Raw genomic sequence first — 12,850 nt, 5'->3', positions numbered from 1 at the left:
GACCAGCCTAGTGATAAGACCACTAATGGCACTGGTATTGCTGAGACAGATCGGATTTAAACGACTCAGGAGGCCTCCGGGTTACGAATCTTTCCGCATCGCCCTCTAGGGTGTGGCCATGTCTGAGAACCTGGTGCTGCTGCCTGCCGTCGATGTGGCGGACGGTCAGGCGGTTCGGCTGGTGCAGGGCGAGGCCGGCAGTGAGACGTCGTACGGCGACCCGCTGGCGGCGGCGATGGCGTGGCAGAACGCCGGTGCGGAGTGGATCCACCTGGTCGACCTGGACGCGGCGTTCGGTCGCGGCAGCAACCGTGAGCTGCTCGCCGAGGTGACCGGCAAGCTCGACGTACAGGTCGAACTGTCCGGCGGCATCCGCGACGACGACTCCCTGGAGGCAGCGCTGGCAACCGGCGCGCGCCGGGTGAACATCGGCACCGCCGCGCTCGAGGACCCGCAGTGGTGCGACCGGATCATCCAGCAGTACGGCGACCGCGTCGCGATCGGTCTGGACGTCCGCGGACGCACGCTGGCCGCCCGCGGCTGGACCAAGGAAGGCGGCGACCTGTACGAGGTGCTCGCCCGGCTGGAGACGGCCGGCTGCGAGCGCTACGTCGTCACCGACGTCACCAAGGACGGCATGCTCCAGGGCCCGAACCTGGACCTGTACCGCGACCTGTGCGCACGCACCGACAAGCCGATCGTGGCGTCGGGCGGCGTCTCCAGCCTCGACGATCTCAAAGCTCTCAGCACGCTCGTCAAGGACGGCGTCGAGGGCGTCATCGTCGGCAAAGCGCTCTACGCCGGCGCGTTCACCCTGGAACAGGCACTCGAGCTCACGCGTGGAGGCGACAAGTGAGTGTGGGCGGCAAGCTCAAGGACAAGCTCAAGGACAAGAAGGTCCTGGTCACCGGTGTCACCGGCTTCGTCGGTGAGGCGCTGCTGCACCGGATCATCGGCGAGCTTCCCGGCACAACCGTGGTCGCGATCATCCGGCCGAAGGGCTCGATGACCGGCACCGACCGGATGGCGCAGCTGCTGCGGAAGGACATCTTCAAGCCGTTCTACGGCGAGGGCACGGAGTACGCCGACGCCGAGGCCCTGTCGGCCGCCCGGATCCAGGTGATCGACGGCGACCTGTCCGACGTACCGGAGCTGCCGAAGGATCTCGACATCGTCGTGCACTGCGCCGGCGACGTGAGCTTCGACCCGCCGATCCACGAGGCGTTCACGACCAACGTGCTCGGCACCAAGAGCCTGCTCGAGCGGATCGTCGAAACGGGCCGGCAGGTCCATTACGTGCACATCTCCACCGCCTACACGGCCGGCCGCCGGCGCGGTGCGATCCCGGAGGCCCCGGTCGACCACTTCGTCGACTGGCGGACCGAGGCCGAGGCCGGGATGGCGATGAAGTCCCGGATCGAGGAGCAGTCCCGGTCCGCGCCGATGCTGGCGAAGTTCCGCAAGGAGGCCGAGAAGCTGCACCGGCGCGCCGGTCACCTGACGGCCGCGGCCGACACCGAGCGGCGGCGTACCGAATGGGTCGCGAAGCGGCTGGTCGAGACCGGCACCGAGCGGGCCCGCAGCCTCGGCTGGACCGACTGCTACACGTTCACCAAGGCGCTCGGCGAGCGCGTGGTGGAGGAGTTCTCCGGCAAGCTGCCGACGTCGATCGTCCGGCCGGCCATCATCGAGTCCGCGCTGCAGAGCCCGCACCCGGGCTGGATCGAGGGCTTCAAGATGGCCGAGCCGCTGATCCTGGCCTACGGCCGCGGCGAGCTGCCCGAGTTCCCGGCGTCGCCGGACTCCGTCATCGAGATCATCCCGGTCGACCACGTGGTCGGCGCGATCTGCGCGGTGATGGCGACCGAGCCCGAGCTGAGCAAGCCGGAGTATTACCACATCGGCTCCGGCGCCCGGAACCCGTTGACGTTCGAGCAGCTGTACGCCGGCGTCCGCGCGTACTTCTCCAAGCATCCCTTCGACCTCGGCGAGCGCGGCGCGGTCCGGCTGCCGGTGTGGAAGTTCCCCGGCGGCGACTCGGTCGAGAGCATGCTCAGGTACGGCGAACGCGCACACAAGATCGCCGACAAGATCATCACCACCATCCCGCGGGGTGAGCGGACCCGGAAGTACGCCCGCGAGCTCGACGTCCAGAAGCGCCGCCTCGACTTCCTGCGCCGCTACATGGACCTGTACTCCGAGTACGCACAGGCGGAGCTGCAGTTCATCGACGACAACGTGCTCGCGCTGCACAACGCACTCGAAGGCGACGACAAGGAGAAGTTCGCCTGCGACACCGCGGTCGTCGACTGGCAGTACTACCTGCAGGAGCTGCACTGCCCGAGCGTCACCGAGTCGATGCGCCGGCTGGACGTCGTCCGCAAGAAGCGGAACAAGGCGCTCGCCGAGTCCGCCGGTGTGCTGAAGAAGGTCGAGCCGTCCGAGGCCAAGGTCGTCGCGGCGTTCGACATGGACGGCACGCTGCTGTCGTCGAACGTGATCGAGACCTACCTGTGGATGCGGCTGCCCGAGCTGGACGGCCCGCAGCGGGCCGGCGAGATCGGCGCGATGCTCCGCAAGCTCCCGAAGCTGATCGCCGCCGAGCGCAAGGACCGCGGCACGTTCCTCCGCACGATCTACCGCCGGTACGCCGGCGCGGATCTGGAGGAGCTGAACCAGATCGTCGACGAGATCCTCGCCGAGCACGTGCTGGAACGGTTGAGCGGCGCCGCCGTACGCCGGATTCGCGAGCACCGCGCCGCGGGGCACAAGACGATCCTGATCACCGGGGCGGTCCGGCCGCTGACCCGTCCGCTGGAGCCGTTGTTCGACGAGATCGTCGCCGCCGAGCTGGCTGTCGACGACCGCGGCCGCTGCACCGGCTTCCTGTCCGGCCCGCCGCTGGTCGGTGAGTCGCGGGCCGCCTGGCTCAAGCACCACGCGCGGCAGACCAACATCGACCTGTCCAAGTCGTACGCCTACGCGGACAGCCACTCGGATCTGCCGATGCTGTCAGCGGTCGGCAACCCGGTCGCGGTCTCGCCCGACGTGTCGCTGTTCCGGGCCGCCCGGGCCGCGCGCTGGCAGATCGTCGACTGGAAGACACCGTCCACATCGTCCCGTCTGGAGCTCCCCGGGGTGAACGCTCGATGATGCTCGCTCTCGAGATGTACCGGTCGCCGGCGAAGTACCTGGCGGCCAAGGCGGTCGGCGGCCGTATCCCCGGCATCCTGACCGGACCGGCCGCCCCGCTGCGCCTCGTCACGATCAACGAGCCGAAGGCCGAGCGGGAGGGCTGGGCGCGGATCCGGCCGATCCTGTCCGGCATCTGCGGCTCGGACCTCGGCATGGTCACCGGCGCCACGAAGCTGTACTTCTCCGCGGTCGTGTCGCTGCCGTTCGTCCCGGGTCACGAGATCGTCGGCGAGTTGCTCGACGACTGCGAGGACCTGCCGAAGGGCACCCGCGTGGTGATGGACAGCGTCCTGACCTGCGCGGCGCGCGGCGTCGAGCCGTGCGAGGGCTGCGTGTCCGGAAACACCAACAGGTGCGACCGGATCACGGTCGGCCATGTCGCGCCGGGTCTGCAGACCGGGTTCTGCCGCGACACCGGCGGCGGCTGGGGCAACCTGATGGTCGCGCATCGCAGCCAGTTGTACGCCGTACCGGACGGGATGTCCGACGAGCGCGCCGTACTGGTCGAGCCGTTGGCGGGCGCGGTACACGCTGCGCTGCGGGCCAAGGTCGAGCCGGGACAGTCCGTGCTGGTCAGCGGTGCCGGTGCGGTCGGGCTGTTCGCGACGCTCGCGTTGCGTGAGCTGACGCAGGCCGGACGGATCACCGTGGTCGCCAAGCACCCGAAGCAGCGCGAGTTGGCGCGCGCGTTCGGGGCCAGCGATGTCGTGGCGCCGGACGAGGTGTTCCGCGGCGTACGGCGGGCGACCGGGGCGTTCCGGCTGAAGCAGGACTTCAGCGGCGGCGAGTTCCTGCTCGGCGGCGTCGACGTCGCCGTCGACGCGGTCGGCAGCAAGGACTCGATCGACACCGTGCTGCGGGTCACCAAGGCCGGCGGCCGCGTGGTGCTGTCCGGGATGCCGGCCAGCGGCGCCGACCTGTCGCCGGTGTGGTTCCGCGAGCTCGAGGTCACCGGCACGTACGCCTCCGCACGGGAGGAGCCGAACGGCCGCCCGGCGTTCGAGACCGCGCTGGAACTCGCCGGCCGGGCCCCGCTGGACGGGATCGTCGGGGCCCGCTACCCGCTGTACCGCTGGCGCGAGGCGCTCGACCATGCGCACTCCGCCGGCCGACTGGGAACAGTCAAGGTTGCTTTCGATGTGAGGGCCTCATGAGGGCCGTGACACCTGTGCAGTACGTACGACGAGAGAGGTTCTGACATGTCTCGGCCAGGTTTCGTGCTTGAGGTGGACGACCGGACGCCGCCGCTGCTCGTGCACAACGGCGAGGGCTTCCTGCTGGAGCGGTTCCCGCAGGGCACCCGGGTGGTGTACCCGCCGGAGGCGCTGCCGCCGGTCCGCGACGTCGACGAGGCGATCCAGAACGCGCTGCTGAACCCGATCGACTCCGAGCCGCTGCCGGAGCTGCTGCGCGCCGGGATGCGGCTGACGATCGCGTTCGACGACATCTCGCTGCCGCTGCCCCCGATGAAGAAGCCGGACATCCGGCAGCGCGTCATCGAGGCGGTGCTGGAGCTGGCCGCACAGGCCGGTGTCGACGACGTCGAGCTGATCTCGGCGAACGCGCTGCACCGCAGGCTGACCCCGAACGAGCTGCGCGAGATCGTCGGCGAGCGGGTCTTCCGGTCGTTCTTCCCGGACGGGAAGCTCTACAACTTCGACGCCGAGGACCGCGACAACCTGACCCACCTCGGCCAGACCCGGCACGGCGAGGACGTCGAGATCTCCAAGCGGGCGGCCGAGTCCGACCTGCTGGTCTACGTGAACGTGAACCTGGTGGCGATGGACGGCGGCCACAAGTCGACGTCGATCGGGCTGGCGTCGTACAAGTCGCTGAAGCACCACCACAACAGCCACACGATGATCCACTCGCGGTCGTTCATGGACCACAAGGCCTCGAAGATGCACCACTCCGCCTGGCGGATGGGCGAGGTGCTGACCAGCCACGTCAAGGTCTTCCAGATCGAGACGACGCTGAACAACGACATCTTCGGCGGGCCGATCGAGTTCCTGCAGAAGCGCGAGTGGGAGTGGTCGATCAAGGACCAGGCCTCGATGCTCGGCACCAAGCGCGCGCTGGCCGCCGCGCCGGCCAAGGTCCGGCACAAGATCTTCACCGACGTCCGGTCGAACTACGGCCTGACCGGGATCAACGCCGGGGCGATCGAGCCGGTGCACGAGAAGACGATCGAGGCCGTGCACCGTCAGCACCTGGTCGAGGTCCAGGGCCAGTCGGACGTCGCGATCATGGGCGTGCCGTTCGTCGGCCCGTACAACGTGAACTCGGTGATGAACCCGATCCTGGCCGCGTGCATGGGCCTGGGCTACTACTTCAACTCGTACCGGGGCAACCCGGTCGTCCGCAAGGACGGCGCGGTGATCCTCTACCACCCGGTCGACTACGAGTTCAGCCAGTTGCACCACCCGTCGTACGTCGACTTCTTCGAGGAAGTGCTGTCGGAGTCGACCGATCCGGCGACGATCGAGGCGAAGTTCGAGAAGCAGTACGCCGAGGACCCGTGGTACATCCACCTGTACCGGACGTCGTACGCGTACCACGGCGTACACCCGTTCTACATGTGGTACTGGATCTCCCACGCGCTGGACCACTGCGGTGACATCGTCTGGGTCGGCGCGAACCGCAAGACCGTCGAACGGATGGGCTTCCGGTCCGCGTCGACGCTGCAGGACGCGCTCGAGATGGTCAGCCACTCGGTCGGCCGGTCGCCGTCGATCACCTACCTGCACAACCCGCCGCACCTGCTCGCGGACGTGCGCTGATGGGCGCGAGTCTGGTGAAGTTCGGCAAGGACACCGCGCGCGACGTGAAGCAGGTCGCGCGCGGGTGGCGCTGGGGCCGGCGGCCGCAGGTGCCGCGGTCCGCCGAGCCGTACGTGATCCCGAAGGAGTCCACGGTCTTCCCGACGAAGTGGGCCCGGACGCCGGCCGCGATCGCGATCCGCGACCTGCTCCAGAAGGGTCCGCTGAACGCCGTCCTGAACTTCGAGGTCAGCCCGCGGGTCAGCGGCCTGGACTCGCTGCTCAAGCTCGACGGCCCGGCGATCATCGTGGCGAACCACTCGTCGCACCTGGACACCCCGTTGCTGCTGCTGTCGCTGCCGGACGCGATGCGCCGCAAGACGGCGTTCGCGGCCGCGGCGGACTACTTCTTCGACACCTGGTGGCGGGCTGCCGGTTCGGCGATCGTATTCAACACGTTCCCGATCGAGCGCCGCGGCGGCAAGATGAGCTCCACGCCGGGCGACCTGCTCGCGGACGGCTGGAACGTCGTCGTCTTCCCGGAGGGCACGCGCTCGCCGGACGGCTGGATCCAGCGGTTCCGGATGGGCGCGGCGTACCTGGCCGTCGAGCACGACGTGCCGGTGATCCCGGTCGGCATCAAGGGCTCGTTCGCCGCGATGCCGCGCGGCCGCGGCTGGCCGATCCCCGGTCGCCCGGCGGTGCACGTCCGGTACGGCGACCCGCTGAAGCCCGCCGAGGGTGAGAGCGCTCGCGACTTCGCGCCTCGCATCGCGGCCGCCGTCTCGGCCCTCCTCGACGAGGAGTCCACCACCTGGTACGAGGCCCGCCGCCGCGCCGCGATCGGCGCCTCGCCCTCGCAGACCGGCCCCGAAGCAGCCCGCTGGCGCCGCGTCTGGGAGTCCACCCGCCCCATGAAGTCCACCGACAACCGCCGTCGCGCCTGGAAGTGACGACCATCGAGGTCCGGCCGCGTTTCGGCGCGGCCGGCCGCCCGTTCTGGATCCTCGCCGGCGCCTACCTGGTGCTGCCCGCGGTGCTCTGTGTCTCGCTCGCGACCTGGGCCCTGAGTTGGGCGGCGGCCGCCAGTCTGTTCGTCGTACTGGTCGCCGTACTGACGCTCCTGTTCTGGCTGGCGATCCGTGGTGCCAGGATCTGGGTCAGCCCGGATGCGGTCGCCGTCCGGTCCTCCGCTTGGTCGCCGACGAAGGTGGTTCCGCGCGCCCAGGTGGTCAGGGTGCTGACGATCGGCCGGGTCAAGGGGTCGTTGCCGATGGGTCTGCTGGTCGTCCTCGCCGCGGACGGCACCCGCATCGGAGGAGCCCGCTGGCTCTGGACGGACACCGACTTCCACACCGTGACGAGCGCGATCGGCCTTCCGGTGGACCAGCGCGCGACGATGGGCTCGCTCGAGTTGGTGCGTGAGATCGGCGTCGATCCGGCGTACAAGCGCAACCCGTTGAACTTTCTGTGGCTGCTCGGTGCGGCGGCCGCAGGCGTGCTGATCGCGTGGCCTGTCGTCCGAGCGCTGCTCCTCTGAGACAGGTTGACCGGATCGGACGGCCCGGCTCGGTACGCTTGGCCGCGTGAGCCTTGCTGTGCGAGTCATTCCGTGTCTGGACGTTGATGCCGGACGGGTGGTGAAAGGCGTCAACTTCGCGGATCTGCGGGACGCCGGGGATCCGGTCGAGATGGCGCAGGTGTACGACGCGGAGGGTGCGGACGAGCTGACCTTCCTCGACATCACCGCGTCGTCGGGGTCGCGCGAGACGACGTACGACGTTGTCCGGCGGACCGCCGAGCAGGTGTTCATCCCGCTGACCGTGGGCGGCGGGGTCCGCGAGGTGGGCGACGTGGACCGGCTGCTGCGGGCCGGTGCGGACAAGGTCGGGATCAACACCGGCGCGATCGCGCGGCCGGACGTGATCCGCGAGATCGCGCACCGCTTCGGCAACCAGGTGCTGGTGCTGTCCCTCGACGTACGACGGGCCGCGGAGCAGCCGAGCGGGTTCGAGGTCACCACGCACGGAGGCCGGAAGTCGGCCGGGCTGGACGCGATCGAGTGGGCGCAGCGCGGCTGTGAGCTGGGCGCGGGGGAGATCCTGCTCAACTCGATGGACGCCGACGGGACGAAACAGGGATTCGACCTCGAGCTGATCAAGGCGGTCCGCGCGGTGGTCGACGTACCGCTGATCGCCAGCGGGGGAGCGGGGGCGCCGGAACACTTCCCGCCCGCGGTCGAGGCCGGTGCGGACGCCGTACTCGCCGCGAGCGTGTTCCACTTCGGCGACTTCCGGATCGCCGACGTGAAGAAGGCGCTCCGCGACGCCGGGATCGTGGTCCGGTGAGCACACCCGCCGAGGTCGACCACTCGAACCAGCCGGCCCCGTCTGGTGAGCGGTCGGAGCAGATGGTGGCAGCGATCGAGCAGGAACTGTCGGCGCTGTTCCGCCGGTCACGGTCGGCCTCGCTGCGGCTCGCCCGCCGCGTGCACCCGGAAATGGACGCGGCCGGCTACGCGCTGATCTCCCAGATCGAGATGGGCACCGGCAGCAGCGCCGGCGTACGCGCGTCCGACGTCGCCCAGGTGCTCGGCCTCGACAAGTCCACCGTCAGCCGCGGCATCACCCAGCTGGAGAACCTCGGTCTGATCGAACGCGTCGGCGACCCGGACGACGGCCGTGCCCGCCTGCTCCGCCTCACCACCACCGGCGCCGAACGCTTCGAGGCCATGCGAACGCAACGTCAAACCGAGTTCCGCGCCATCCTCGACCGCTGGAACCCCACCGACCTCGCCGACCTCGGCCGCCTGCTCGGCCGCCTCAACGCCGACCTCGGCTGAGGGCTCACTACTCGTAACCAGTTTTCCACAGCTTGTGCATATGGTTGTGGAAACCAACTACCCAGCTATATAGTTGGGTTATGCAACTAGCTCAGCAACCCCTTGTCCCGGGGGTAGAGCGGGATGCGGCCGCGCAGGAGCTGCTCGAAGGAGTCAGCTCGCTGGTGCGCGCCGTGCGGTGTATCGAGCACCGGCACCTGGCCGGCGACGGCGGACTCCGTCGTTCTGACGCGAGTGTGCTCAAGGTGCTGATGAAGGACGGCGAGCAGCGTGGCGGCGAGATCGCCGCCAAGCTCGGCGTCGACGCGTCGGTGGTGAGCAGGCAGCTGACCGCGCTCGAGGCCGACGGACTGGTGAGCCGTCGGCCTGACCCGGCCGATGCCCGCGTGGGGCTGGTCAGCCTCTCGTCCCAGGGCAAGGCCCAGCTCGAGGCGCTCTATTCGTCCTACACCCGGCAACTGAGAACCGCCCTTGCGGACCTCGACGACGACGCGATGACCGCGGCCGCGGCCACCATGCAGCGGGTCGCCACCGCCATCGTCGAGGCCAACAAGGTCGTGAGGCGTAACCCCAAGACTGGAGACTGATGACTGTCACCGAGACCCGGCGCCAACTGCCCAGTGTGCCGGAACTCACCCACCGCGAGATCCTCGAGATCCTGATCGGCCTGCTCGCCGCGCTGTTCACGGCGATGCTGAGCTCGACGATCGTCAGCAATGCGCTGCCGACGATCATCGCCGAGCTCGAGGGTTCCCAGACGCAGTACACCTGGGTCCTCACCGCGAGCCTGCTGGCCACCACGGTGTCCACCCCGATCTGGGGCAAGCTGTCGGACCTGATGAGCAAGAAACTGCTGGTCCAGCTCGCGATCTCGCTCTTCGTGGTCGGTTCGGCACTGGCCGGCCTGTCCCACAACGTGCCGTTCCTGATCGGCGCCCGGGTGCTGCAGGGCCTCGCGATGGGCGGACTGATGGCGCTCGCCCAGGCCATCATCGGCGCAGCGATCCCACCGCGGTCGCGGGGTCGGTACTCCGGGTACATGGGCGCCGTGATGGCGGTCGCGACCGTCAGCGGCCCGCTCATCGGCGGCGTCATCGTCGACACCTCGTGGCTCGGCTGGCGATGGTGCTTCTACGTGTGCGTCCCGCTGGCCGTGGTCAGCCTGGTGATCCTGCAGAAGTACCTGCACCTGCCGGTGCTGAAGCGTGAGGTCCGGATCGACTACCTCGGCGCGGTGCTGATCAGCATCACGGCCAGCCTGCCGCTGCTCTGGGTCACCTTCGCCGGCTCGGACTTCGCCTGGATGTCCTGGCAGTCCGCGTTGTTCGTCGGCGGCACCTTGCTGTTCGGGTTCCTCGCCGTCATGGTGGAGAACCGGGTGGCCGAGCCGCTGGTCCCGCTGAAGGTCGTCCGGGAGCGGACCACGGCGCTGGCGATCGTCGCCAGCCTCGCGGTCGGTGTCGCGATGTTCGGCAGCGCGCTGTTCCTCGGTCAGTACTTCCAGATCGCCCGCGGCTACAGCCCGACCGAGGCCGGCCTGCTGACGATCCCGATGATGCTCGGTTCGTTCGTCGGCTCGGCGGGCTCCGGTCAGCTGATCACCCGCTACGGCAAGTGGAAGCGGTACCTGGTTGCCGGCGGCATCCTGCTGCTCGGCGGTCTACTGATCCTCGGCACGATCGACCACACCTCGCCGTACTGGTTCGTCGGGCTCGGCATGCTCGCGATGGGCCTGGGCATGGGCATGACCATGCAGAACCTGGTCCTCGCTGTGCAGAACACTGTGGACGTCACCCAGATCGGTGCCTCGAGCGCGACGGTCGCATTTTTCCGCAGCCTAGGTGGTGCGGTCGGTGTCTCCGCACTGGGCGCCGTCCTGGCGGTCCGGGTGAAGGACCTGATCGTCGACGGTCTGCTGGCCACTGGTCCAGGTGGTGCCGATGCCGCGAGGAAGTTGCAGGAGGGTGGCTCCGGCGGCACGAGCCTGCTGGACGTCAACCATCTGCCGCCGCAGCTGGCCGAGCTGGTGCGGCACGCGTACGGCGACGCAACCGGACGGATCTTCCTGATCGCGGCCGCCTGTGCGGTGGTCAGCCTGATCGCGGTCCTCTTCATCAAGGAGGTCCCGCTCCGCACGACCGTCGCCAAGGTCGACGTGATCGAGGACTAGAGCTCGGGTGGTTCGAGGCCGGACAGTTCGCGGGTGCGGATGATCGGGGAGCCGACCAGCCACAGTACGGCGAGCAGGCCGCCGGCAGCGGAGACGAGGAGGGTTTCGCGGACACCGATCCAGGTGCCGAGGAACCCTCCGACGACCGCGCCGAGCGGCCTGATGCCGTAGTTGATGCTGCTGAACGCGCCCGCGACCCGGCTGCGCATGTGGTCGTGGACGACGGCCGCCTGCAGTGAGTTCAGCGGTACGTCGAAGCACATCACCGCGAATGCTCCGATGAACTCCGCGACCGCGAGCGCGACCGCCTTGAACCACGTCGGTCCGTCCGCGAGCGCGGCGATCGCGATCGAGGCCGGGAAGACGACCGCGCCGGCCGCGATCACCGGACCGGCGCCGAACCGGCGACTGAGCGGTGACGCGGTGACCGCGCCGAGCAGGCCGCCGGACGCGCCGACCCCGAACGCAACGCCGATGACCCCCGCGGACAACCCGAGGATGCGGCTCGCGAACAGCACGAGCAGCGCCATGCTCATCAGGTTGAAGAAGTTCACCGTGGTCGCGCAGCCCAGGCTGCGGCTGAGGTACGGATGCTTGAGCACGTACCGCATCCCGGCGGCGGCCCGGCGGAGCAGCGGCTCGTCCGACTGCTCGGATGCCCCCGGCTCGACCTTGAGCCGGCTGATCTGAACAGCCGAGAACACGAACGTCAACGCATCGACAACGATCGCGACCGGCGCGGTCAGCCACTGGACGAGCAGACCGCCAACCGCCGGTCCGCCCATGAACGAGATCGAGCGTGTCGCGGACAGCTTGCTGTTCGCCTCGAGGAACTGGTCCCGCTCGACGATCCGGACGAAGAACGAGGCGTACGCCGTACCGAACACGACATGCGCCGTGCCGGCCAGGATCGCGATCACGTACAACTGACCAAGGGCGAGCAGATCGAACCAGTAGGCGATCGGCAAGGTCAGCAGCAGGATCGTCCGGGCCAGGTCGGCGGCGATCATCAGCGGTCGTTTGTCGCGACGGTGGTCGACCCAGGTGCCGATGAACAGCGATGCAAGGTTCGGCAGCCACACCGCCGCGGTCAGGAAGCCGACCTGGCTGGGGGAGGCGTTGAGCATGGTGACGGCGATCAGCGGCAGCGCGAGCTCGGTGATCCGATCCCCGAACTCGGAGACGCCCTGAGCGGACCAGAAGGTCCGGAACCGTTGGTCGCGCCAAAGGCTGGGGGCGGGCAGCGTCTTCATGGTCGCTCCGTTGCTTCAGGCAAGGAGATGCGGACGTACCGCACCGGGCGGGCGTCGTCGGGGGACTCGCCCGCGTCGCGACGCTGGATGTACGGCGCCATCAGCTGCTCGATGGCGGACTCGAGGGCCTCGGCCTCGGCGGGCGTGACGACCATCAGGGTGTTCGCCGAGCCGGCCAGCCGGCTCCATTCCGGGTCCAGATTCGGCTCGGTCTCGACCAGCCATTGCTGGGCCGCCTCGAGAACCTGGTTCATCATCTCGGTGCGCAGCAGCCGGCCGGCCTCGGCACCCTCCGGGGTGTCCGGCATCTCGTACCGGAATCCGCGGGCGGCGGCGTTCCACCAGCGCTGGCGCCGGTCCGTTCCGCTCGGCGGCGGTACGTCGATCACCAGCCCGAACTCGGCCAGGTGCCGCAGGTGCCAACTGGTCACCGAGGGGGAGGCGCCGACGTGCTCGGACAGCTGCGTCGCCGTCGCCGGGCCGTTCTTCTGCAGATAGCTGAGCGCAGCGAGCCGCACCGGATGCGCCAGTGCGCGCATCGCCTGCGGGTCGGTGATCTCGAAATCGCCGTACGGATTCCTGAGAGACATGTTTCGAGAGTAATCTCTCAGATCTCCCGAAAGCAATCCCT

The 12,850-nt window shown here is 68.9% G+C and carries 12 protein-coding genes; 10 read left to right on the top strand and 2 right to left on the bottom strand.

Annotation, left to right across the window (positions count from 1 at the left end; genetic code table 11):
- Window positions 1–118: 118 nt before the first annotated feature.
- The 10 genes from priA (at window position 119) to EV647_RS03455 (ending at window position 10,966) form a co-directional block, all read left to right on the top strand.
- Window positions 119–856, top strand: coding sequence for a bifunctional 1-(5-phosphoribosyl)-5-((5-phosphoribosylamino)methylideneamino)imidazole-4-carboxamide isomerase/phosphoribosylanthranilate isomerase PriA (priA, locus tag EV647_RS03500; protein WP_133998300.1), 738 nt, complete (start codon window positions 119–121; stop codon window positions 854–856).
- Window positions 853–3,153 carry an HAD-IB family hydrolase gene (locus EV647_RS03495; RefSeq protein WP_238177014.1) on the top strand — a complete coding sequence of 767 codons (2,301 nt, stop codon included), beginning with the start codon at window positions 853–855 and terminating at the stop codon, window positions 3,151–3,153. The genes priA and EV647_RS03495 overlap by 4 nt, the downstream gene beginning before the upstream one ends.
- Window positions 3,150–4,349 (top strand): zinc-binding dehydrogenase, encoded by a 1,200-nt coding sequence (locus EV647_RS03490; RefSeq protein WP_133998297.1) that lies wholly within the window; start codon window positions 3,150–3,152, stop codon window positions 4,347–4,349. Before EV647_RS03495 ends, EV647_RS03490 begins: the two co-directional genes overlap by 4 nt.
- Window positions 4,350–4,394: 45 nt before the next feature.
- A complete protein-coding gene (locus EV647_RS03485; protein WP_133786350.1) occupies window positions 4,395–5,975 on the top strand; it encodes a lactate racemase domain-containing protein in 1,581 nt (526 codons plus the stop codon).
- Complete coding sequence (locus tag EV647_RS03480; RefSeq protein ID WP_133998294.1) at window positions 5,975–6,907, top strand: lysophospholipid acyltransferase family protein; 933 nt, start codon at window positions 5,975–5,977, stop codon at window positions 6,905–6,907. The genes EV647_RS03485 and EV647_RS03480 overlap by 1 nt, the downstream gene beginning before the upstream one ends.
- Entirely contained in the window at window positions 6,904–7,494 is a 591-nt protein-coding gene (locus EV647_RS03475) for a hypothetical protein (protein ID WP_133998291.1), read from the top strand. The genes EV647_RS03480 and EV647_RS03475 overlap by 4 nt, the downstream gene beginning before the upstream one ends.
- Before the next feature lie 46 nt (window positions 7,495–7,540).
- Window positions 7,541–8,302: an imidazole glycerol phosphate synthase subunit HisF gene (hisF, locus tag EV647_RS03470; RefSeq protein WP_133998288.1), complete on the top strand. Its 762-nt coding sequence runs from the start codon at window positions 7,541–7,543 to the stop codon at window positions 8,300–8,302.
- On the top strand, window positions 8,299–8,796 hold the full coding sequence (locus EV647_RS03465; protein WP_238175114.1) for a MarR family winged helix-turn-helix transcriptional regulator: 498 nt from the start codon (window positions 8,299–8,301) through the stop codon (window positions 8,794–8,796). The genes hisF and EV647_RS03465 overlap by 4 nt, the downstream gene beginning before the upstream one ends.
- 80 nt (window positions 8,797–8,876) lie before the next feature.
- On the top strand, window positions 8,877–9,383 hold the full coding sequence (locus EV647_RS03460) for a MarR family winged helix-turn-helix transcriptional regulator (protein WP_133998284.1): 507 nt from the start codon (window positions 8,877–8,879) through the stop codon (window positions 9,381–9,383).
- A complete protein-coding gene (locus EV647_RS03455; protein ID WP_133998281.1) occupies window positions 9,383–10,966 on the top strand; it encodes an MDR family MFS transporter in 1,584 nt (527 codons plus the stop codon). The genes EV647_RS03460 and EV647_RS03455 overlap by 1 nt, the downstream gene beginning before the upstream one ends.
- Here EV647_RS03455 and EV647_RS03450 read toward each other — a convergent pair.
- Window positions 10,963–12,219 carry an MFS transporter gene (locus EV647_RS03450; protein ID WP_133998278.1) on the bottom strand — a complete coding sequence of 419 codons (1,257 nt, stop codon included), beginning with the start codon at window positions 12,217–12,219 and terminating at the stop codon, window positions 10,963–10,965. The genes EV647_RS03455 and EV647_RS03450 overlap by 4 nt on opposite strands.
- Complete coding sequence (locus tag EV647_RS03445) at window positions 12,216–12,809, bottom strand: ArsR family transcriptional regulator (RefSeq protein ID WP_133998275.1); 594 nt, start codon at window positions 12,807–12,809, stop codon at window positions 12,216–12,218. Before EV647_RS03445 ends, EV647_RS03450 begins: the two co-directional genes overlap by 4 nt.
- Between the last annotated feature and the right edge of the window lie 41 nt (window positions 12,810–12,850).

Source organism: Kribbella sp. VKM Ac-2566 (assembly GCF_004366005.1).
Lineage (GTDB): Bacteria > Actinomycetota > Actinomycetes > Propionibacteriales > Kribbellaceae > Kribbella > Kribbella pratensis.
This window is presented reverse-complemented; position numbering and strand designations above follow the sequence as displayed.